At 66.3% G+C, this 20,049-nt stretch carries 23 protein-coding genes; 9 read left to right on the top strand and 14 right to left on the bottom strand.

The window, feature by feature from the left end:
- Positions 1 to 127: 127 nt before the first annotated feature.
- From DIE03_RS32015 to copC, 3 genes are all read right to left on the bottom strand, one after another.
- Positions 128 to 901 (bottom strand): SDR family oxidoreductase, encoded by a 774-nt coding sequence (locus DIE03_RS32015; protein ID WP_124456186.1) that lies wholly within the window; start codon positions 899 to 901, stop codon positions 128 to 130.
- Positions 902 to 1,080: 179 nt separating this feature from the next.
- Positions 1,081 to 1,581, bottom strand: a complete 501-nt coding sequence (locus tag DIE03_RS32020) for a DinB family protein (protein ID WP_124456187.1) — start codon at positions 1,579 to 1,581, stop codon at positions 1,081 to 1,083.
- Positions 1,582 to 1,646: 65 nt separating this feature from the next.
- On the bottom strand, positions 1,647 to 2,021 hold the full coding sequence (gene copC, locus DIE03_RS32025) for a copper homeostasis periplasmic binding protein CopC (protein ID WP_124456188.1): 375 nt from the start codon (positions 2,019 to 2,021) through the stop codon (positions 1,647 to 1,649).
- Between the two features lie 115 nt (positions 2,022 to 2,136).
- On the opposite strand from copC, the gene DIE03_RS32030 reads away from it, so the two are divergent.
- A complete protein-coding gene (locus DIE03_RS32030; RefSeq protein ID WP_124456189.1) occupies positions 2,137 to 2,853 on the top strand; it encodes a 16S rRNA pseudouridine(516) synthase in 717 nt (238 codons plus the stop codon).
- Between the two features lie 106 nt (positions 2,854 to 2,959).
- Positions 2,960 to 3,148, top strand: a complete 189-nt coding sequence (locus DIE03_RS32035) for a hypothetical protein (RefSeq protein ID WP_124456190.1) — start codon at positions 2,960 to 2,962, stop codon at positions 3,146 to 3,148.
- Here the strand turns inward: DIE03_RS32035 and DIE03_RS32040 are convergent.
- The gene (locus DIE03_RS32040) at positions 3,131 to 4,168 is read right to left on the bottom strand and encodes an NAD-dependent epimerase/dehydratase family protein (protein ID WP_124456191.1); all 1,038 of its coding nucleotides are present in this window, start codon (positions 4,166 to 4,168) and stop codon (positions 3,131 to 3,133) included. The two genes, DIE03_RS32035 and DIE03_RS32040, sit on opposite strands and share 18 nt — an antisense overlap.
- A 107-nt stretch (positions 4,169 to 4,275) precedes the next feature.
- Between DIE03_RS32040 and DIE03_RS32045 the strand changes: the two genes are divergently transcribed.
- From DIE03_RS32045 to DIE03_RS32055, 3 genes are all read left to right on the top strand, one after another.
- Positions 4,276 to 5,307: a CDP-6-deoxy-delta-3,4-glucoseen reductase gene (locus DIE03_RS32045; protein WP_124456192.1), complete on the top strand. Its 1,032-nt coding sequence runs from the start codon at positions 4,276 to 4,278 to the stop codon at positions 5,305 to 5,307.
- Positions 5,308 to 5,599: 292 nt separating this feature from the next.
- Positions 5,600 to 6,784 (top strand): acetylornithine transaminase, encoded by a 1,185-nt coding sequence (locus DIE03_RS32050; protein WP_124456193.1) that lies wholly within the window; start codon positions 5,600 to 5,602, stop codon positions 6,782 to 6,784.
- 13 nt (positions 6,785 to 6,797) lie between these two features.
- Complete coding sequence (locus tag DIE03_RS32055; RefSeq protein ID WP_124456194.1) at positions 6,798 to 7,253, top strand: GNAT family acetyltransferase; 456 nt, start codon at positions 6,798 to 6,800, stop codon at positions 7,251 to 7,253.
- A 21-nt stretch (positions 7,254 to 7,274) separates the two neighbouring features.
- On the opposite strand, the gene DIE03_RS32060 is transcribed toward DIE03_RS32055, so the two are convergent.
- The 8 genes from DIE03_RS32060 to DIE03_RS32095 all read right to left on the bottom strand — a co-directional run bounded on the left by DIE03_RS32060 (position 7,275) and on the right by DIE03_RS32095 (position 14,470).
- A complete protein-coding gene (locus DIE03_RS32060) occupies positions 7,275 to 7,952 on the bottom strand; it encodes a DUF2278 family protein (protein ID WP_124456195.1) in 678 nt (225 codons plus the stop codon).
- A 269-nt stretch (positions 7,953 to 8,221) separates the two neighbouring features.
- Positions 8,222 to 8,938, bottom strand: coding sequence for an ABC transporter ATP-binding protein (locus DIE03_RS32065; RefSeq protein ID WP_006478054.1), 717 nt, complete (start codon positions 8,936 to 8,938; stop codon positions 8,222 to 8,224).
- A complete protein-coding gene (locus tag DIE03_RS32070; protein WP_124456196.1) occupies positions 8,938 to 9,714 on the bottom strand; it encodes an ABC transporter ATP-binding protein in 777 nt (258 codons plus the stop codon). The genes DIE03_RS32065 and DIE03_RS32070 overlap by 1 nt, the downstream gene beginning before the upstream one ends.
- Before the next feature lie 23 nt (positions 9,715 to 9,737).
- Complete coding sequence (locus tag DIE03_RS32075) at positions 9,738 to 10,907, bottom strand: ABC transporter permease subunit (protein ID WP_124456197.1); 1,170 nt, start codon at positions 10,905 to 10,907, stop codon at positions 9,738 to 9,740.
- 18 nt (positions 10,908 to 10,925) lie between these two features.
- Positions 10,926 to 11,876: a branched-chain amino acid ABC transporter permease gene (locus DIE03_RS32080; protein ID WP_006478051.1), complete on the bottom strand. Its 951-nt coding sequence runs from the start codon at positions 11,874 to 11,876 to the stop codon at positions 10,926 to 10,928.
- A gap of 211 nt (positions 11,877 to 12,087) precedes the next feature.
- The gene (locus tag DIE03_RS32085) at positions 12,088 to 12,762 is read right to left on the bottom strand and encodes an amino acid-binding protein (RefSeq protein WP_124456198.1); all 675 of its coding nucleotides are present in this window, start codon (positions 12,760 to 12,762) and stop codon (positions 12,088 to 12,090) included.
- A 269-nt stretch (positions 12,763 to 13,031) separates the two neighbouring features.
- On the bottom strand, positions 13,032 to 14,012 hold the full coding sequence (ispH, locus tag DIE03_RS32090; protein ID WP_011352949.1) for a 4-hydroxy-3-methylbut-2-enyl diphosphate reductase: 981 nt from the start codon (positions 14,010 to 14,012) through the stop codon (positions 13,032 to 13,034).
- A 2-nt stretch (positions 14,013 to 14,014) separates the two neighbouring features.
- Entirely contained in the window at positions 14,015 to 14,470 is a 456-nt protein-coding gene (locus DIE03_RS32095; RefSeq protein ID WP_124456199.1) for a peptidylprolyl isomerase, read from the bottom strand.
- Positions 14,471 to 14,606: 136 nt separating this feature from the next.
- Between DIE03_RS32095 and radC the strand changes: the two genes are divergently transcribed.
- The 4 genes from radC to nadB all read left to right on the top strand — a co-directional run bounded on the left by radC (position 14,607) and on the right by nadB (position 17,784).
- Complete coding sequence (radC, locus tag DIE03_RS32100; protein WP_124456200.1) at positions 14,607 to 15,380, top strand: RadC family protein; 774 nt, start codon at positions 14,607 to 14,609, stop codon at positions 15,378 to 15,380.
- Positions 15,381 to 15,617: 237 nt separating this feature from the next.
- Positions 15,618 to 15,851 (top strand): 50S ribosomal protein L28, encoded by a 234-nt coding sequence (gene rpmB, locus DIE03_RS32105; protein WP_004186391.1) that lies wholly within the window; start codon positions 15,618 to 15,620, stop codon positions 15,849 to 15,851.
- A 17-nt stretch (positions 15,852 to 15,868) separates the two neighbouring features.
- Positions 15,869 to 16,036 (top strand): 50S ribosomal protein L33, encoded by a 168-nt coding sequence (rpmG, locus tag DIE03_RS32110; RefSeq protein ID WP_006478046.1) that lies wholly within the window; start codon positions 15,869 to 15,871, stop codon positions 16,034 to 16,036.
- A gap of 161 nt (positions 16,037 to 16,197) precedes the next feature.
- Complete coding sequence (gene nadB, locus DIE03_RS32115) at positions 16,198 to 17,784, top strand: L-aspartate oxidase (protein ID WP_047898822.1); 1,587 nt, start codon at positions 16,198 to 16,200, stop codon at positions 17,782 to 17,784.
- Positions 17,785 to 17,881: 97 nt separating this feature from the next.
- Here the strand turns inward: nadB and nadC are convergent, their stop codons facing one another.
- Positions 17,882 to 18,763, bottom strand: a complete 882-nt coding sequence (gene nadC, locus DIE03_RS32120) for a carboxylating nicotinate-nucleotide diphosphorylase (RefSeq protein ID WP_124456201.1) — start codon at positions 18,761 to 18,763, stop codon at positions 17,882 to 17,884.
- Positions 18,760 to 19,896 (bottom strand): quinolinate synthase NadA, encoded by a 1,137-nt coding sequence (gene nadA / locus DIE03_RS32125; RefSeq protein ID WP_124456202.1) that lies wholly within the window; start codon positions 19,894 to 19,896, stop codon positions 18,760 to 18,762. Before nadA ends, nadC begins: the two co-directional genes overlap by 4 nt.
- Positions 19,897 to 20,049 lie beyond the last annotated feature (153 nt).

Genomic DNA, 20,049 nt, shown 5'->3' on the forward strand with positions numbered 1-20,049 from the left:
GCCGCCGCACATCGCGGCAAGGTCGGCGGCACAAGGAAAACGGGCGTGCGGCCTCGCGGCTGCACGCCCGTGCATTGTCCACGCAAACGCGCCATTGCGTGCGCCGCGCGACGCGTGAGCGGCCCGGTTACTTCGTCGTATAGCCGCCGTTGATCAGGATCGTCTGGCCCGTGATCCACCAGCCGTCGGTCACGAGATGACGGATGAACGGCACGACGTCCTCGATGTCGGTCAGGCCCGTCTTGCTGAACGGCGACAGCGCGGCGGCCGTCTTGTGATACGCGACCGCGTCGGCGCCTTCGGCCGGATAGAAGAACGGCGTATCCATCGGGCCCGGCCCGACGGCCGTCACCGAGATCCCGCGTGCGCCGTACTCCTTCGACGCCGCGCGCGTGAAGTGCTCGACCGGCGCCTTCGACCCTTCGTATGCCGCATAGAACGGCGTGAACGCGCCAAGCAGCGACGTCACCAGCGTGACGAGCTTGCCGTGATCCTCGAGGTGCCGCCCCGCTTCCTTGATGAAGAAGAACGCCGACTTGCTGTTGACCGCGAACATCTCGTCGTACTCGGCCTCGCTGATCTCGGTGAACGGCTTCTTCAGCACCTTGCCGACCGTATTGATCGCGATGTCGATCTTGCCGAAGCGCTGCTTCGCGTCGTCGAACAGCTTCTCGACCGCGGCGGCCGTGGTCAGGTCGGCCTGGAACGTCGCGGCTTCCGCGCCGGCCGCGCGTACCGCGGCGGCCGTCTCCTCGGCCTGCGCCTGCGACGCCGCGCTGTTGTAGTGGATCGCCACCGCCTTCGCGCCGTGGCTCGCCAGGTCCCGCGCGATCAGGCCACCGAGATTCTTCGCGCCGCCTGCGATCAGGACGACCTTGTCTGCGAGCGTGTGAGTTGCCACGGTTGACTCCTTTTTTCGTTGAACGAAGCTAGGAGTGTAGGCACGCGCGACGCGCCGGTCAGCCGGCCGCGGCTGGATGGATTATCCAGAAAAACGATCCAATCGGAGCGATGCACGGTGGTCGGCCGCACTGACGGCGGCGCCGGATTCTGCCCGCGGCCGCACGGCCGTCACCCGCCTCAGCGCGCGTAAAGCGCCGCGTCGATCTTGCCGAGCAGCCACTGCATGCCGGCCAGATGCTGCTGGTCGTGGCTGCACAGGTAGTGGACGAGCCCGCGCACGGTCAGCGAACCGTAGCCGTCGAACTCGCCGGTGCGCTCGAACTGCTCGGGCGTGAGGCGCGACAGCCGCTCCAGCGTTTCGCGTCGCGCGTCGCGAATCGCCGCGAGCACGTCGGACGCGTACGCGTCGTCGTAGCGGCGCTCGATCGCGAGCGCGTCGCCGTCGATCGACTCGAGCAGCGGCCGGTCTTCGTCGAGCATCCGGCGCAGCCGCACGTGATAGCCATCGATCTCGATGTCGCGCACGTGGCAGAGCTGCCCGAGCGGCGAGAAATGCTCGCTCGGGATCCCGGCCCAGTCGTCGGGCGTCCAGCGCGCGTAGCCGTCCGGAACGGCCGCGAAATGCGCTTCGAGCTGACGGGGGAAGTCGGCGAGTGCGTCGAGCGTCGTCGGATTCATGCGGGAAACTCCCTGTCGGATGAAGGCGACGACAACGCTGGCACGGGCCTGCCGCCGCCGTTGCGTCACTTCACGCTGAAGCCGTACGTGCCCTGCGTGCGGTGCCCGTCGGTCGCGACGGCCACCCATTTCACCGTATAGGCACCGGTGCCGGCTGCCGTCAGCGGCACCGTCATCCGCTTGCGGTTCGAGGCATCGATGCGCGCGCGGCCGTCCGACACCGTCTTGCCGCCGCCATCGACGACGACGATCGAGCTGAATGCCGGCTCCAGCGGCTCGGTGAAGTCGATCGTGACGGCAGCCGGTGCGGCGGCCACCGTCGCACCGGCTGCGGGATCGCTCTTCGCGAGATGCGCGTGCGCGAAAGCGGCCGACGAGACGGTCGCGGCAACGGTGACGGCGACGGCCTGGCGGCCGAACGGGAATGAATCGAAACGCATGGACTTTCCGTGAAGAATGAACGGGCGCCGCGCCCCGCGCGGCGGTTCCGGCAGCTTACCAGCGCATGCGCGTTCATGCCGGTCATCGGCCGCCGCTTGATAGAATGCGCGCGCTATGGATCTCGAAAGCATTCTCTACACCCAGGGCTTCGGCTCGCGCCGCCAGTGCCGCGGCCTGATCGAAGCCGGCCGCGTCGCCGTCGCGGGCACCGCTGCGACCGCCCCCGACGCCGCGTTCGATACCGACGGCCTCGTGTTCTCGGTCGACGATACGGCGTGGCCGTTTCACGCGCACGCGTATCTCGCGCTCAACAAGCCGGCCGGCTACGAGTGCTCGCGCGATCCGCAGCACCACGCGAGCGTGTTCAGCCTGCTGCCCGCGCCGCTCGTCGCCCGCGGCGTGCAGTGCGTCGGCCGCCTCGACCAGGACACGACCGGCCTGCTGCTGCTGTCCGACGACGGCCAGTTCGTCCACGCGTACACGTCGCCGAAGCGCAAGGTACCGAAGACCTACGTCGCGACCGTGCGCCACCCGCTCGACGATGCGCAGCTGAATGCGCTGCGCAGCGGCGTGCAGCTGCACGGCGAGCCGAAGCCGATCGCGGCCGTCGCCGCCGACGCGCGCGACACGCACGCGCTTGCGCTGACCGTCCTCGAAGGCAAATACCATCAGGTCAAGCGCATGGTGGCGGCGGCGAGCAATCGCGTCGAGTTGCTGCACCGCGAAAGCATCGGCGGCTTCACGCTGCCGGGCGATCTCGAACCGGGCGCGTGGCGGTGGCTCGACGACGCCGACCTTTCAGCCCTGCGCAATCCCGTCAAAACCCTGTAAGGGAAAATCCGCACGACCGTTCGATGCCCGACCGCGTCTCGGGCGCGGGTTCCCCCGCTATACTGAAATCACAAGCTGCAAGAGCAGCGATGCAGGGGGAGATATCGTGAACATCAACCATTCTTTCGAACTGTCGTCCATGATGATCGCGTTCGCGGTCATCGGTGTCATCGTGATCGGCGGCCTGCTGGCCGCGATGCACATGAAGCACAAATATCATCCGAACCTGATTGGCGCGCTGATCGGTGCGCTGCTGTGCTTCCTGCTGATCGAGGCGTTACCGGCGCTGACCTGACGCACTGCCCGGCGCGAGCGTTTGAAGGAAATCGTCTACGGTCGGGTACCGCAACGTCACGCACAATTCGGCCTTGAGCCGTGCGTTGGACAGGCGTCGCGACTCGCGCATGAACGACAGCAGCGTCGGTTCGAGCTGGCGCTCGGCGTCCGCGCGACTGATGCGCGGCGGCCTCGGCAGGCCGAGCACCTGCGCGACCCGGTCGAAATACTCTCCCATCCGCAGTTCGCTGTCGTCCGACGCGTGTACTGCGCGCGCCGGCCTGCCGCGCTCGGCCGCGCGGCGCAGGATCGCCGCGAGATCGTCCGCATGGATGTGGTTCGTGTACACGTCGTCGGCCGGCTCGAGCGCCGGCGTGCCGCGCTCGAGCCGCGCGACCGGCAGGCGGTTCGCCGCGTAGATGCCGGGAATGCGCACGATGCGCGCGGACAGCATGCCGCGCACCGTCGCCGCACGCAGCTGCCGCTCCGCCGACACGCGCCGGAACGCGCGCGGATTCGCGGGGCGCAACGGATGCGTTTCGTCGATGCGCGCGCCGCCGCAGTCGCCGTATACGCCTGTCGTGCTCGCGTAGACGAGCCTCGGCGCGCGAAGGCCGTCGGGTACAATACGCGCTCCCCGAACGGGTGCACCGGCCTGTCGCGCAGCGGTGCGCAGCGTTCGGAGCCGGCCGACCGCCGGTGCCGCCGGCGTCGATGGCCGACGCGCAGGCATGGACGTTGCGGCGATCAGCGCACGCGTACGCCGGTCGTCACGGCCGTCGGACTGCGGCGGCGCGAGATGCAGGATCGTGCGGGCAAGGCCCGCGAGGCGGCCGAGCGTCGCCCGGCGGTCGAGGTCGCCGACGATCGGTGTCGCGCCTGCGGCGCGCAGTTCGTCGCGGCGGGCCGGGTGGCTCGTCAGCGCGAAGATCCGCAGGTTGCGGCGCGCGTCACGCCATTGCGCGACGCAGCGCATGCCGACGTCGCCGCAGCCGACGACCAGTGCGCGCGGCCGGCGCAGGATTCGTGTCGCGATCATGTTGGTTGCGAAATCAGTAGCGGCCGTCGCGCGACGCGCAACGGTCTTGCATTGTAGCTGCCGTGCGCGACATGCACGGTCCCCACATTTTGTTCTAGTTTGGTTCTATGGCATTCAACGTCACTCTCAAGCAAAGCGGCCGGCAATTCCTGGTCGAGTCGGACGAAACCGTGCTGGCCGCCGCGCTGCGCCAGAACGTCCATCTGCCGTACGGCTGCAAGAACGGCGCATGCGGCTCGTGCAAGGGCCAGATCGTGTCGGGCCAGATCGAACAGGGCCCGCACGCCGCGTCGGCACTGTCCAACGACGAACGCACGCGCGGCCTCGCGCTGCTGTGCTGCTCGAAGGCCCAGTGCGATCTCGAAATCGACGTGCGTGAAATCGCCGGCGTCGACGGCGTGCAGGTCAAGAAGCTGCCGTGCCGGATCGCCGCGCTCGAGCGCAAGGCCGACGACGTGATGGTCGTGAAGCTGCAGCTGCCCGCCAACGAGCGCCTGCAGTACCTCGCAGGCCAGTACGTCGAGTTCATCCTGAAGGACGGCTCGCGCCGCAGCTACTCGATGGCGAACGCGCCGCACGAGGAAGGCCCGATCGAGCTGCACATCCGCCACATGCCGGGCGGCAAGTTCACCGACCACGTGTTCGGCGCGATGAAGGAGCGCGACATCCTGCGCTTCGAGGGCCCGCTCGGCACGTTCTTCCTGCGCGAGGATTCCGACAAGCCGATCGTGCTGCTCGCGTCGGGCACGGGCTTCGCGCCGATCAAGGCGATCATCGAGCACGTGAAGCATTCGGGCATCACGCGCCCGATGACGCTCTACTGGGGCGCCCGCCGCAAGAAGGACATCTACCTCGCCGAACTCGCCGAGCAGTGGGCGCGCGAGATCCCGAACTTCAAGTACGTGCCGGTGCTCTCCGAGCCGGACGCCGACGATCAATGGACAGGCCGCACGGGCTTCGTCCATCGCGCGGTGATCGAGGACCTGCCCGATCTGTCGGGCCACCAGGTGTACGCGTGCGGTGCGCCGGTGATGGTCGAATCCGCGCAGCGCGACTTCACGCAGCACCACGCACTGCCGGCCGACGAGTTCTACGCGGACTCGTTCACGAGCGCCGCCGATCTCGCGCATCCGGTCTGAGGACCGGGCGCGCCCGCGCCCTCGCTGCGCGCCGCCGTGTCACATCCGTGGCATCGCGGCGGTTTACAGTGAGGCGCGGGATGCCTTATGCTTGCGCACATGAACTGCTTCCTGTCCGCCCTTCGACGTCGCCGCTCGCCGCTCCGCCCGGATGCCGCGGGCTCGTCACGGACTCGCGCGTAACCCGCACCGCTTCACCGGTTACGCACAAGCTGTTCGACCCACCAGCCACGGCCTTCCGTGGCTTTTTTATTGCCCGTTTCCCTTTCAACGCCCGCTGGAGTCTGCTGCCATGCCCCTGAACGATTTTCCGATCGACTCGCTGATGTACATCACGAACCGCCCCGACATCGTGTTTACGCACGGCAAGGGTTCGTGGCTCTACGATCACACGGGCAAGCGCTATCTGGACTTCATCCAGGGCTGGGCCGTCAACAGCCTCGGCCACTGCAACGACGGTATCGTCGAGGCACTGAAAACGCAGGCCGAGAAGCTGCTGAACCCGTCGCCGGCGTTCTACAACGAGCCGATGGCGAAGCTCGCGGGCCTGCTCACGCAGCACAGCGTGTTCGACAAGGTGTTCTTCACGAACAGCGGCGCCGAAGCGAACGAAGGCGCGATCAAGCTCGCGCGCAAGTGGGGCCGCAAGTTCAAGAACGGCGCGTACGAGATCATCACGTTCGACCACAGCTTCCACGGCCGCACGCTCGCGACGATGTCGGCCAGCGGCAAGCCGGGCTGGGACACGATCTACGCGCCGCAGGTGCCGGGTTTCCCGAAGGCCGAGCTGAACGACATCAACTCGGTCGAGAAGCTGATCACCGACAAGACCGTCGCCGTGATGCTCGAACCGATCCAGGGCGAAGGCGGCGTGATTCCGGCGACGCGCGAATTCATGCAGGCGCTGCGCGCGCTGACGAAGCAGCACGACCTGCTGCTGATCGTCGACGAAGTGCAGAGCGGTTGCGGCCGCGCGGGCACGCTGTTCGCGTACGAACTCGCCGGTATCGAGCCGGACGTCATGACGCTCGCGAAGGGCATCGGTGGCGGCGCGCCGCTCGGCGCACTGCTGTCGAAGGCCGACGTCGCGGTATTCGAGGCCGGCGATCAGGGCGGCACCTACAACGGCAACCCGCTGATGACGGCGGTCGGCTATTCGGTGATCTCGCAGCTCGTCGCACCGGGCTTCCTCGAAGGCGTGCGCGCACGCGGCGAATACCTGAAGCGCAAGCTGCTCGAACTGTCGGAAGAGCGCGGCTTCGAGGGCGAACGCGGTGAAGGCCTGCTGCGCGCGCTGCTGCTCGGCAAGGACATCGGCCCGCAGATCGTCGAGAAGGCGCGCGACATGCAGCCGGACGGCCTGCTGCTGAACGCCGCGCGACCGAACCTGCTGCGCTTCATGCCCGCACTGAACGTGACGACCGAGGAAATCGACCAGATGATGGCGATGCTGCGGTCGATCCTCGACACGCTCTAAGGAGACCGCCGCGATGGATGCCGCCGCCGATGCTGTCGCGATCCGCCCGTTCGAACGCGCCGACACCGATGCCGTGCTCGAAGTATGGCGCGACGCGTTCCCGCAATACGAAGACGCCGATGCGCCGCCGCATCGCGATCCGCTGCGATCGATCGCGCTGAAGCTCGCGACGCAGCCGGAACTGTTCTTCGTCGCGACCAGCGGCGCGCGCGTCGTCGGCACGCTGATGGCGGGTTTCGACGGCCATCGCGGCTGGCTCTACTCGTTCGGCGTCGCGAACGACGCGCGTCGGCTCGGCGTCGGCCGCGCGCTGATCGCGCACGCGGAACGCGCGCTCGCCGCGCGCGGCTGCCTGAAGATCAACCTGCAGGTGCTGCCCGGCAACGACGACGCGTGCCGCTTCTACGCGGCGCTCGGTTATCGCGTCGAGGAGCGCATCTCGTTCGGCAAGACGCTGCCGGCCGCGTGATGCCGCCGGCAGCGGCCCGGGTCAGTTCGTGCGCGTGATCGGTCCCGCGCCCGGCAGCGGATTGCCGAGCGCGTCGGTCGGCACGGCCTGCTGCTCGAACGCCGCGAAATACGCGGCCCATTGTGTGTCGCTCACGCGCACGATCAGCGCACCGTCCTGCCACACGTCGTTGTGGTCGTTGTGGTCGTCGCCCGCGCGATGCAGGTAGTTCGGGCCCGTCGAGCCCTGGTTCATGTGCGTGTCGTGGATGCCGTTGCCTTCCGTATAGGTACGGCCGAACACGACGACGTCGAGGCCCTGCGACTGCGCGGCGTTCACGAGCCGCAGCAGCGACGGGATCGGTTCGGGATTCTCGGTGCCGTCCATCACCGCACTCGCGCGCCACGCGCCCGTCTCGTTCAGGATGTCGCTGCGCAGGTAATCGAGCGCGGGCAGCGCGGCCTGCCCCGTGAGGTCGGTGTAGCCTTCGGCCGCGGCCGCGAGCGTCCCGGTGACGGGATGGTGGAAATCGTAGACGAGCTTGTAGTTCAGCAGGTCGTCCGCATCGCTGGTGCCGACGTTGATCGCGACATCCCAGTCGCCTGACGGCAGCGCCAGCGTCAGGTGGATGTGGTACTGGATCTCGCTGCCGTGCGGCGAGCCCTTCAGTTTCGCCACCGATGTCACCTTCGCCTTCACGAAACCGTAGTCCAGACTCATGCGTGCTCTCCATGTTCCGATGGATCGTCGATGCTACGCGGCCCGTGTGTCGGTTTGTGGGCGACAGGCTGCGGCCTGCGCTCCCTGTTCCCGCGCCACATGCGCAGCACAACACTCGAATGGAGTCGCGTCCGCGCGCACAGTTCGGCACGAATCGCCCGGACAAGAAAAAAGGCTGTCACGGCATCCCGTGACAGCCTTTCGAAAGCCCTGGTGCGACGCACGCGGCATTCGCCGCCGCGCGTCACCGGGCCCGCTCGTTCGCTTGCTTACTCGCCCAGATACGCGGCGCGCACCTTCGGATCGTCGAGCATCTGCTTCGCATCGCCTTCCATCGTGACCGTGCCCGAATCCATCACGTAACCGCGGTCGGCGGCCTGCAGCGCGAGGCGCGCGTTCTGCTCGACGAGCAGCACCGTGATGCCCTCCTTCGAGATCTCGCGCACCACTTCGAAGATCTTCTCGACCATGATCGGCGACAGGCCCATCGACGGCTCGTCGAGCAGCAGCAGCTTCGGCTTCGAGAGAATCGCGCGCGACATCGCCAGCATCTGCTGCTCGCCGCCCGACAGCGTGCCCGCGAGCTGCGTCGCACGCTCCTTCAGGCGCGGAAAGAAGCCGAACATCCGGTCGACGTCCTTCTTGATCTGCTCGTTGTCGTTGCGCAGGTACGCGCCCATCTGCATGTTCTCGATGATCGACATCCGCGCGAAGATCCCGCGGCCTTCCGGCACCATCGCGAGGCCGCGCTTGAGCAACTCGTGCGACGGGATGCCCTTGATCGACTTGCCTTCGTACTCGATGTCACCCGCCGAGTACGGCTTCAGGCCCGTGATCGCCTTCATCGTCGTGGTCTTGCCCGCGCCGTTCGCGCCGATCAGCGTCACGAGTTCGCCCTGGCGGACTTCCATGTCAACGCCCTTGACGGCCTGGATGCCGCCGTAGTTGACCTGCAAGCCCTTGATTTTCAACATTGCCGCTGCCATCAGTGCACCCCTGCGCCGAGATATGCCTCAATCACCTTCGGATTCTTCTGCACGTCCTGCGGCAGACCCTCGGCGATCACCTTGCCGTAATCGAGCACCGTCATCCGGTTGCACAGCCCCATCACGAGCTTCACGTCGTGCTCGATCAGGAGAATCGTGCGGCCGTCCGAGCGGATCTTGTCGAGCAGGCGCGTGAGTTCGACCTTCTCGGTCGCGTTCATCCCGGCCGCCGGCTCGTCGAGCGCGAGCAGCTTCGGGTCGGTCGCCAGCGCGCGCGCAATCTCGAGACGGCGCTGGTGGCCGTACGACAGGTTGCGCGACGTGTAGTCCGCGTACTGCAGCACGCCCACGTATTCGAGCAGCTCGATCGCGCGCTCCTTGATCTCGCGCTCTTCCTGGCGTTCGGCCGGCGTCTGGAACACCGCGCCGAGCAGCCCGTGCTTGGTGCGCACGTGGCGGCCCACCATCACGTTCTCGAGTGCCGTCATCCCGCCGAACAGGCGGATGTTCTGGAACGTGCGCGCGATGCCGGCCTTGGCCACCTGGTGCACGGCCGTCGGCGTGTAGTTCGTGCCGTCCAGCTTGAAGTCGCCGGAGTCCGGCGTGTAGAGGCCCGTGATCACGTTGAAGAACGTGGTCTTGCCGGCGCCGTTCGGGCCGATCAGGCCGTAGATCTCGCCTTCCTTGATCTGCAGGCCGACGTCGGACAGCGCCTGCAGCCCGCCGAAGCGCTTGTTCACGCCCGAGACGGACAGTCGGATTTGCTTGTCGCTCATGTGTGTATCCCCTTGTCCGTAGGTTAAGCGCGCACCGGCTTCTTGCTGTTGCGCTTCGCCAGTTTCGCGATCTTGTCCTCATGCTTCGGCGCGGGCCACAGGCCTTCCGAGCGGTACAGCATGATGATCACCATCGCGAGGCCGTACAGCGCCTGACGGATCACTTCCGTATCGACGATGTCATGACCGAACAGCGCGTGCTGCAGCGGGCTCATCGTCGAACGCAGGAATTCCGGGAAGATCGCGAGCAGCACCGCGCCCAGGATCACGCCCGGGATGTGGCCCATGCCGCCGAGCACCACACACGCGAGCACGACGATCGATTCCCAGAACGTGAACGACTCGGGCGACACGAAGCCCTGGAACGCACCGAACATCGAGCCCGACAGGCCGCCGAACGACGCGCCCATCGCGAACGCGAGCAGCTTCACGTTACGGGTGTTGATGCCCATCGCCTTCGCGGCGATCTCGTCTTCGCGGATCGCTGCCCAGGCACGGCCGATACGCGAGTGCTGCAGACGCGTACACACCCAGATCACCAGCAGCGAGCAGAGCACGAACAGGTAGTAGTACATGTAGACCGACGGCAGCTGGAAGCCGAACAGCGTATGCGTCTGCGACAGGTTGAAGCCGCCGACGTGCACCGGATCGATGCCCGTGATCCCCTTCGGGCCGTTGGTGATGTTCACCGGACGGTCGAGGTTGTTCATGAAGATCCGGACGATTTCACCGAAGCCGAGCGTCACGATCGCCAGGTAGTCGCCGCGCAGGCGCAGCGTCGGTGCGCCGAGCAGGATCCCGAAGGTCGCCGCCAGCGCCATCGCGATCGGCACGATGATCAGGAACGGGATGTGCAGGCCGTTCGGCGCGAGCGCCGCGATCCACTCGAACTGCGAGGTCAGGTGCGGCGAAGACAGCAACGCCGCCGTGTACGCGCCCACCGCGTAGAACGCGATGTAGCCCAGGTCGAGCAGGCCGGCGAAGCCGACCACCACGTTCAGGCCGAGCGCGAGCATCACGTACAGCATCGCGAAGTCGAGCACGCGGACCCAGTAGTTGCCGCCGGCCGAGCCGATGATGATCGGCGCGGCGATCACGAACACGGCGGTCAGGATGCCGATGACGACGGTCTTGGCGGTGTTGCGCTCTTCGACGAGCGACGTCGAGGATTCGATCGGTTGAATGGATGTCATGTTGTTTGCTCCCTTCCGTTACGCGCGATCCGCGACCCGTTCGCCCAGCAGGCCGGACGGACGGAACACCAGCACGATGATCAGCACGACGAAGGCGAACACGTCCTGGTAGTTACTGCCGAATACGCCGCCCGTGAGATTGCCGATGTAGCCGGCCCCGAGCTGCTCGATCAGGCCGAGCAGCACGCCGCCGACCATCGCGCCGCCGAGGTTGCCGATCCCGCCCAGCACCGCGGCGGTGAACGCCTTCATGCCGGGGATGAAGCCCATGTAGAAGTGCACGTTGCCGTATTCGGACGCGATCATCACGCCGGCCAGCGCGGCGAGCGCGGAGCCGATCATGAACGTCGCGGAGATCACGAAGTTCGGGTTCACGCCCATCAGGCTGGCCGTATTCGGGCTTTCGGCGATCGCGCGCATCGCGCGGCCGAGCTTGGTCTTGTGCACGAGCAGCAGCAGGCCGCCCATCACGATGAACGCGACCGCGATGATCACGATTTCAGTGACAGAGATCACGGCGCCGGGCGTCGTGTCGGTGGCCTTGATCACGTTGATCGGGTCGGTCGGCAGCAATTGCGGGAACGGCAGCGGGTTGCGCGACCAGATGATCATCGCAGCGGTCTGCAGCAGGATCGACACGCCGATCGCAGTGATCAGCGGGGCGAGGCGCGGTGCGCGGCGCAGCGGCCGGTACGCGACGCGTTCGATCGTGAAGCCGACGAACGCACAGACGACCGCGGCGATGCCCAGGCCGATCGTCAGCGTCGCGACGTTGCCGAGTCCGGGGAAATGGTTCTGCAGCACGGTGATGGCCGACAGCGCGACCATCGCGCCGATCATCAGCACGTCGCCGTGCGCGAAGTTGATGATGCCGAGAATGCCGTACACCATCGTGTAGCCCAACGCGATGATGGCGTAGACACTGCCGAGCACCAGCCCGTTGAGAACCTGCTGGACGAAAATATCCATTTAAAGCTCCTTGGCCCGTGCAGCCGGAGGACGTTGCGCCCCGCGGGTAAGCGAGGAATCGCGCCTTCTCGGCGACACTGCGGGTACTAGTCGATACCGGTAAGGGTGGATCGTCCCGGCGCGCGCCGCCCGGCCTGTACGGCCGGACCTGCCGCCGGAGCGGATACAAAAACGGCACCGCACTGTTCCGGTGCCGTCATGAGTCCCGTCGCTAAATCGTCACGACATCGAGGACGGTGTTCCTGGCCTCCTTGAAGTCGTGGAGCAGCATGCCGAGACGGCCTTCGTCCGGTTTCCCGGCATCCGTGCCTTGGCCCGTCCGACGCGGCGCAAGCGCCCCATCCGGACGGATCGGATTCCGTGCCGCGTTGCCTGGCACGGCACCGCGAACGCCGCACCCGACATTCGTCAGGACTGCGTCGGAATCCATCGTACGAACCAGACCGCGCGCCATGACCCGACCGGTCGTGGCGGCACGCTGATTCATCGAATTGAAATGAAGGGGGGCCGGTGACATCGGCGCGCTGCCCGCAGCGCCGCGCTCGGCCGGCATCCGTCGAGCGGCACGCACGGTCGGCGTCGCGCCACGATCGGCGGCTTGCTGCACTGCAACCGGCATGCCCGCTGCCGGGCCGTTCGTCGGCCCAAGCGCGTTGATTTCGTCAATCGTCAAACGTGCCCCGTATTCCTTGTCGTTGCCCCATTGCGCGATACGGCACGCCGTTGGCGCCGCACGACCGGTTCCAGCGACGCGCACGCCGCTGGCCGGCGGTGCCGCGAACACCGCAGCCTCCCTGCCCGCCCCGTCGTCGCTCTTTTTGCTGCATCCGGCAAGCATTGCAACCGGTGCGGCGACGGACACGGCGTACGCCAACTTCACATGCATCGAATGGTCTCCCGCGCCTTGCCAAAACCCGTTTCAAAGCCATTCCGGCTTGAAAACGGGCGCATTGTAACTCCATTTATAGGACGCCAATAATCCCGATTCGATGGGGTTTTCCTGCATTGCAACCAATTTTGAGAGACGGCTGGAAACGCATGGAGCAACCAGGTTGCACCACAGTCGCGAATCATGGTTGCGATTGCAATTTCGAGACGCAAAAAAAAGCGCGCCGGGAAGGCGCGCTTCGGTGTTCCGCAGGTGCGATGCGGCGATCAGGCGGCAGGCGGCAGGTTCAACCCGCGCGGCAGCGGAAACGACACGTTTTCCTCGATGCCGTCGAGTGCGCGAACGTTGCGCACGCCGAGTTCGCGCAGCCGCGCGATCACGGCCTGGGCGAGCACTTCCGGCGCCGACGCGCCGGCCGTCACGCCGATGCGGCGCTTGCCGGCGACCCATGCCGGATCGATCTGGTCGGGCGCGTCGACCATGTAGGCGTCGACGCCGCGCTTCTCGGCCACTTCGCGCAGGCGGCTCGAATTCGAGCTGTTGGGACTGCCGACGACGATCACGACATCACATTGCGGCGCCATGAACTTCACCGCGTCCTGGCGGTTCTGCGTCGCGTAGCAGATGTCCTGCTTCTTCGGCTCGCGGATCTTCGGGTACTTCGCCTTCAGCGCACCGATGATCTCCGCTGCGTCGTCGACGGACAGCGTCGTCTGCGTGACGAGCGCGATGCGCTCGGGATCGGCCAGCTCGAGTTTCTGCACGTCCTCGACGCTCTCGACGAGATGCATGCCGCGCTCGACCTGCCCCATCGTGCCTTCGACTTCCGGGTGGCCCTTGTGCCCGATCATGACGATGTCGACGCCGTCCTGGCGCATCTTCGCCACTTCGACGTGCACCTTCGTGACGAGCGGGCAGGTTGCGTCGTAAATGCGCAGGCCGCGCACGTCGGCCTCGTCGCGCACGGCCTTGGACACGCCGTGCGCACTGAAGATCACGGTGTTGCCGGCCGGCACTTCCTCGAGTTCCTCGACGAAGATCGCGCCCTTCTTCTTCAGATCCTCGACGACGTACTTGTTGTGGACGATCTCGTGACGAACGTAGATCGGCGCACCGTGCATCGCGATCGCGCGCTCGACGATCTCGATCGCGCGGTCGACGCCCGCGCAGAAGCCGCGCGGCTGGGCCAGCAGGATTTCGGCATCGGCGGCGACGGTCTGCCCGGACAGCGTATCGGTGGTGCTCATGATTACAGGATTCCGATGATTTTCACTTCGAACGTGAGCGCCTGGCCCGCGAGCGGATGATTGAAGTCGAACAGCGCCGAGGTCTCGCTGACTTCCTTCAGCACCCCGGCGTACCGGCCGCCGTCAGGCGCGTTGAACTCGATCAGCTCGCCCGGCGTGAAATCGTCGCCGACCATCCCGTTCTCGCGCAGCGTCGACAGCGTCACGCGCTGGAGCATGTCGGGATTACGGGGACCGAACCCCTGATCGGGGGCTAGCTGATAAGTCGAGTGGTCGCCGACCCTGAGCCCGAGCAGAATCTGTTCGAGCGAGGGTGCCAGTTGCCCCGCGCCCAGCAGCAGCGTGGCCGGCTTGTCGGAGAAGGTGTTGACGATGTCGGCGCCGTCGGCCAGTGCCAGCCGGTAATGCAACGTGACATGGGAACCGGGCTTCACTTCGGATAGATCGATGAGGCTCATGAATTACTCGTTCGGTCGGCGCCCGATACGGCCGAATGGCCCGGCGCAAAGCCAATATTGTAAGTCACCTGAGCGCGCAAGGCGGAAAGTGCGACGACGTCGCGCATACCGCCCTGCCGCCAATGGAGTTTCGAGCATGACGTCACCCTGCCTCGCCCTGTCGCCGGTCGAATGCCGCGACACCGCCCCTGCGCCGGCCGATCCGCCGGCCCGCATTCTCCCGATTCGCCCGCGCAAGCGCCGTACCGGCAACTGGCGGCCCGAGCGGCCGCGCGAGCGGTTGCTGGAACGCGGGCCGGCTGCGCTGACCGACGACGAACTGATCGCGCTGCTGCTCGGCACGGGCAAGCCCGGGCACGATGTATTCGTCACCGCTCGTGCGCTGGTCGATCGGTTCAAGACGTTGCGCGGGCTGCTCGAAGCGAGCACCGACGATTTCCAGGCGCACCCCGGCATCGGCCCCGCGCGCGCCGCGCGGCTGGCCGCGATCATCGAGATCGCGCGGCGCGTGATGAACGAGAAGGCGCAGGTGCGCTCGCCGATCGATTCGCCGCAGGCCGTCGAGGATTGCCTGCGGCTGAAGATCGGCTCGCGTTCGCAGGAAGTGTTCGTCGCCGTGTATCTCGATGCGCGCAACTGCCTGATCGACATGGAGGAAATCACGCGCGGCTCGCTCACGCGGATGGCTGTCTACCCGCGCGAGATCGTGCGCCGCGCGATGGCGCACAATGCCGCGTCGCTGATCGTCGCGCACAACCATCCGTCGGGCGCCGTGCAGCCGAGCGCGGAAGACCGCCGCCTCACCCGCGTGCTGAAGGACGCGCTCGAACTCGTCGACGTGCGGCTGCTCGACCACGTCGTCGTCGGCACCGATGATACTTTTTCGTTCGCACGTGCCGGTTGGCTGTAGACTGTGCCGCGGCAGCCCGCCCCGGGGCGCCGCAACGACGAAGCGAAATTAGGTTTGATTTTTCTGAACTTTTTCTGCTAGAATCGTCGTCTGTCTTTTTTCCAACCAGTTCTAGCCATCGAAGGGCCTTGTCTGTATGGGCTTCGGCGTTCTGAGTGCAGCCATGGATCACGTGGCGGTACGATGGAACCTTCATCGGCGATCGAACCCCGAATTTAGCGTATTAGGAGTGCTCTCATGGCACGCGTATGCCAAGTAACTGGGAAAGCGCCGATGAGCGGCAACAACGTTTCCCACGCCAACAACAAGACGAAGCGCCGCTTCCTCCCGAACCTGCAAAACCGCCGGTTCTGGGTAGAGAGCGAAAACCGCTGGGTGCGCCTGCGCGTTTCGAACGCCGGCCTGCGCCTGATCGACAAGAACGGCATCGATTCCGTGCTCGCTGACCTGCGCGCACGCGGCGAAGCCTAAGCCCAAGGAGCACAATCATGGCAAAAGGCGCACGCGACAAGATCAAGCTCGAGTCCACCGCTGGTACGGGTCACTTCTACACGACCACGAAGAACAAGCGCAACATGCCGGAAAAGATGGCGATCAAGAAGTTTGATCCCGTCGTCCGCAAGCATGTGGAATACAAAGAAACCAAGATCAAGTAATCTCCGGTTTCTGCCAGCCTGACGGCGATCGAAAAGCCCCGCTCCTGCGGGGCTTTTTGTTTTGCGCGCACGCTTTGTGGCCCGACGCGGTATGCTCTCCCCTTTCCGCGGCCACGGCTGACGGAACGCAAGATCAAAAAGCGTAACGATGGAGATGCAGCATGAAATTCGACGTGGCGATCGTCGGCAGCGGCCTGGCAGGGCTGTCGGTCGCACTCAACCTGGCCAGCACGCGACGTGTCGCGCTGATCGCGAAACGTTCGATGATGGAGGGGGCAAGCGATAACGCGCAAGGCGGTATCGCAGCCGTCCTCGATTCGGCGGACAGTATCGAGAACCATGTCGACGACACGCTGGTCGCCGGCGGCGGCCTGTGCGACGAAGGCGCGACGCGCTACATCGTCGAGCACGGCCGCGAAGCGATCGAATGGCTGATTTCGCAAGGCGTGCCGTTCACGAAAGACGACGCGGCCGAACTCGGCTTCCACCTGACGCGCGAAGGCGGCCACAGCCACCGCCGGATCATCCACGCGGCCGACGCGACCGGCCATGCGGTGCTTGCCACGCTGTCGGAGCGGGCACGCCAGCACCCGAACATCACGTTCTTCGAGAACCACCACGCGATCGACCTGATCACGTCGGACCGGCTCGGCCTGCCCGGCCGCCGCTGTCACGGCCTGTATGCGCTCGACGTCGACAACGACCGCACGATCACGATCGAAGCGCCGCATACGGTGCTCGCCACGGGCGGCGCCGGCAAGGTCTACCTGTACACGACGAACCCCGACACCGCGACCGGCGACGGCATCGCGATGGCGTGGCGCGCGGGCTGCCGCGTGTCGAACATGGAGTTCATCCAGTTCCACCCGACCTGCCTGTTCCATCCGTACGCGAAGTCGTTCCTGATTTCGGAGGCCGTGCGCGGCGAAGGCGGCCTGCTGAAACTGCCCGACGGCACCCGCTTCATGCCCGCGCACGACCCGCGCGCCGAACTCGCGCCGCGCGACATCGTCGCACGCGCGATCGACTTCGAGATCAAGAAGCGCGGGATCGACTGCGTATATCTCGATATCAGCCATCAGCCGGAAGCGTTCCTGCGCGAACACTTCCCGACGATCCACGCGCGCTGCCTCGAATTCGGCATCGACATCGCGAAGCAGCCGATTCCCGTCGTGCCGGCCGCGCACTATACGTGCGGCGGCGTCGTCACCGATCTCGCCGGGCGTACCGATCTCGCGGGCCTGTATGCGGTCGGGGAAACGTCGTACACGGGCCTGCACGGCGCGAACCGGCTCGCAAGCAACTCTCTGCTCGAATGTCTCGTGATCGGCCGCGCGGCCGCCGAAGCGATCGAGGCGGCCGGCTTCGACGCCGAAACGCCGGCCACGCTGCCCGCCTGGGACGAAAGCCGCGTGTCGGATGCCGACGAGGAAGTCGTCGTCGCGCACAACTGGGACGAACTGCGCCGCCTGATGTGGAACTACGTCGGCATCGTGCGCACCGACAAGCGCCTCGAACGCGCCAAGCACCGACTGTCGCTTCTGCGCGACGAAATCCACGAGTACTACGCGAACTTCCGCGTGACGCGCGACCTGCTGGAATTGCGCAACCTCGTCGACGTGGCGACGCTGATCGTGAAAAGCGCGCACTCGCGCCGCGAAAGCCGCGGGCTGCACTATAGCCGCGACTGGCCGCACACGCTGCCGAAGGCGTTGCCGAGCGTGCTCACGCCGCGCGCGCGCCGCTGAGCGCACGCCCTTCCCGGCCACCGCCGGGAGCGCCCAAGAAAAAAGCCGTTGGCGCGCAAACGCCAACGGCTTTCTTGTCTGACAGGACGAGGTACGGTCAGTCGACGATCCGCATCGAATAGTCGGTCGCGCGCACGTCCTTCGTCAGCGCGCCGATCGAGATGCGATCGACGCCCGTTTCCGCGAACGCGCGCACCGTCTCGAAATTGACGCCGCCCGACACTTCGAGCACGGCCTTGCCGGCCGCCACGCGCACGGCTTCGCGCATCATGTCGAGCGTGAAGTTGTCGAGCAGCACCGACTCCGCGCGATGCGCGAGCGCCGTGTCGAGCTGCGCGAGCGTCTCGACTTCGACCTGCACGGGCACGCCCGATTCCAGCGCGAATGCCGCGTCGAGCGCCTCGCCGACACCGCCTGCCGCCGCGATGTGGTTTTCCTTGATCAGGATGCCGTCGTACAGCGCGAGACGCTGGTTCTCGCCACCGCCGACGCGCACCGCATACTTCTGCGCGAGCCGCAGGCCCGGCAGCGTCTTGCGCGTATCGAGGATCTTCGCGCGCGTGCCTTCGACGCGATCGACGTAGCGGCGCGTCGCGGTCGCGACGCCCGACAGCAGCTGCAGGAAGTTCAGCCCGTTGCGCTCGGCCGTCAGCAGCGCGCGCGCCGGCCCGTCGAGTTCGCAGACGGTCGAATCGGGCGTCATGCGGTCGCCTTCGCGATAGCGCCATTGCACGGCGATCGACGGATCGATCCGGGCGATCACGGCCTCGAACCACGGCACGCCGCAGAGCACGGCTTCTTCACGCACGATGATGCGCGCACGGCGGCGCCCGCCGGCCGGCACGAGCCGCCCGGTCTGGTCGCCGGCGCCGACGTCTTCGGCGATCGCGTCGGCCACGTTGCGCGCGATCGCGTCGTCGAATACCGCGCCGTATTGCGCGCGAACGATGTCGAACAACGGGGAGACAGCCTCGCTCATGCGGCCCCCACGTTCGCGAACAGTGGCTGGTCGCGCTGCAGATCGCCGCTCGCCTGCACGCGCTTCTTGTGCGCGGCCGCGAATTCGAGCATCCGGTCGATCGGCAAACGCGCGCGCTCGCCGATCGCGGGATCGACGAAGATCTCGTTGTGACCGCGTTCGAGCACGTCGGCGAGATTCGCGAGGCCGTTCATCGCCATCCACGGGCAGTGCGCGCAGCTCTTGCAGGTCGCGCTGTTGCCGGCCGTCGGCGCGGCGATGAAGTTCTTGCCGGGCGCGGCGAGCTGCATCTTGTGCAGGATGCCGAGATCGGTCGCGACGATGAAGTGCGTCGCGTCGAGCTTGACTGCCGCGTCGATCAGTTGCGTGGTCGAGCCGACGACGTCGGCCTGCGCGACGACGTTTTCCGGCGACTCGGGATGGACGAGCACTTTCGCGTCCGGGTATTCGGCGCGCAGCAGGTCGAGCTCGATACCCTTGAATTCGTCGTGGACGAGGCACGAGCCTTGCCACAGCAGCATGTCCGCGCCGGTTTTCTTCTGGATGTAGCTGCCGAGATGACGGTCCGGCGCCCAGATGATCTTCTCGCCGCGCGCGTGCAGGTCGGCCACGATCTCGAGGCCGATCGACGACGTGACCATCCAGTCCGCGCGCGCCTTCACGGCCGCGCTGGTGTTCGCGTAGACGACGACGGTGCGGTCCGGATGGGCATCGCAGAACGCCGAGAATTCGTCGACCGGGCAGCCGAGGTCGAGCGAACAGGTCGCGTCGAGATCGGGCATCAGGATCCGTTTGTTCGGGCTCAGGATCTTCGCGGTTTCGCCCATGAAGCGCACGCCGGCGACGACCAGCGTCTGCGCGTCGTGATCGCGGCCGAAGCGGGCCATTTCGAGCGAGTCGGCCACGCAGCCGCCCGTTTCGTCGGCCAGTTCCTGCAGTTCGGCATCGACGTAGTAGTGGGCGACCAGCACGGCCTTTTCACGGACGAGCAGCGCCTTGATGCGCGCCTTCAGTGCGGCGCGCTCCTCGGCGGACGGCGCGTCGGGCACCTTGGCCCATGCCTGCCCCACGCCGCACACGGTCCCTGCTGCGACGGGTCGGTCGTACTCGACGGGTTTGATCGTCGATTGCATCTCCATATCTCCTGTCGACCCAAGTTAGCGCTTCAGCGCTTACTTGGGTCCCATGCTTCGCGGTCGATCAGAGTTAGGGCTTAAGCGCTTACTCTGATCCCATGCTCTGGTCATACAAATTCGGCTCCGCCGACACCCTTCAAAAACCGGCAG

The sequence above is a fragment of the Burkholderia sp. Bp8992 genome (genome assembly GCF_003853705.1).
Taxonomy (GTDB): Bacteria; Pseudomonadota; Gammaproteobacteria; order Burkholderiales; family Burkholderiaceae; genus Burkholderia.

Coding starts and splice junctions, on each gene's coding strand:
- DIE03_RS32020 (WP_124456187.1), bottom strand. CDS start 1,581: ATGAATCCGACGACGCTCGACGCACTCGCCGACTTCCCCCGTCAGCTC.
- copC (WP_124456188.1), bottom strand. CDS start 2,021: ATGCGTTTCGATTCATTCCCGTTCGGCCGCCAGGCCGTCGCCGTCACC.
- DIE03_RS32030 (WP_124456189.1), top strand. CDS start 2,137: ATGGATCTCGAAAGCATTCTCTACACCCAGGGCTTCGGCTCGCGCCGC.
- DIE03_RS32040 (WP_124456191.1), bottom strand. CDS start 4,168: ATGATCGCGACACGAATCCTGCGCCGGCCGCGCGCACTGGTCGTCGGC.
- DIE03_RS32045 (WP_124456192.1), top strand. CDS start 4,276: ATGGCATTCAACGTCACTCTCAAGCAAAGCGGCCGGCAATTCCTGGTC.
- DIE03_RS32050 (WP_124456193.1), top strand. CDS start 5,600: ATGCCCCTGAACGATTTTCCGATCGACTCGCTGATGTACATCACGAAC.
- DIE03_RS32055 (WP_124456194.1), top strand. CDS start 6,798: ATGGATGCCGCCGCCGATGCTGTCGCGATCCGCCCGTTCGAACGCGCC.
- DIE03_RS32060 (WP_124456195.1), bottom strand. CDS start 7,952: ATGAGTCTGGACTACGGTTTCGTGAAGGCGAAGGTGACATCGGTGGCG.
- DIE03_RS32065 (WP_006478054.1), bottom strand. CDS start 8,938: ATGGCAGCGGCAATGTTGAAAATCAAGGGCTTGCAGGTCAACTACGGC.
- DIE03_RS32070 (WP_124456196.1), bottom strand. CDS start 9,714: ATGAGCGACAAGCAAATCCGACTGTCCGTCTCGGGCGTGAACAAGCGC.
- DIE03_RS32075 (WP_124456197.1), bottom strand. CDS start 10,907: ATGACATCCATTCAACCGATCGAATCCTCGACGTCGCTCGTCGAAGAG.
- DIE03_RS32080 (WP_006478051.1), bottom strand. CDS start 11,876: ATGGATATTTTCGTCCAGCAGGTTCTCAACGGGCTGGTGCTCGGCAGT.
- DIE03_RS32085 (WP_124456198.1), bottom strand. CDS start 12,762: ATGCATGTGAAGTTGGCGTACGCCGTGTCCGTCGCCGCACCGGTTGCA.
- ispH (WP_011352949.1), bottom strand. CDS start 14,012: ATGAGCACCACCGATACGCTGTCCGGGCAGACCGTCGCCGCCGATGCC.
- DIE03_RS32095 (WP_124456199.1), bottom strand. CDS start 14,470: ATGAGCCTCATCGATCTATCCGAAGTGAAGCCCGGTTCCCATGTCACG.
- radC (WP_124456200.1), top strand. CDS start 14,607: ATGACGTCACCCTGCCTCGCCCTGTCGCCGGTCGAATGCCGCGACACC.
- rpmB (WP_004186391.1), top strand. CDS start 15,618: ATGGCACGCGTATGCCAAGTAACTGGGAAAGCGCCGATGAGCGGCAAC.
- rpmG (WP_006478046.1), top strand. CDS start 15,869: ATGGCAAAAGGCGCACGCGACAAGATCAAGCTCGAGTCCACCGCTGGT.
- nadB (WP_047898822.1), top strand. CDS start 16,198: ATGAAATTCGACGTGGCGATCGTCGGCAGCGGCCTGGCAGGGCTGTCG.
- nadC (WP_124456201.1), bottom strand. CDS start 18,763: ATGAGCGAGGCTGTCTCCCCGTTGTTCGACATCGTTCGCGCGCAATAC.
- nadA (WP_124456202.1), bottom strand. CDS start 19,896: ATGCAATCGACGATCAAACCCGTCGAGTACGACCGACCCGTCGCAGCA.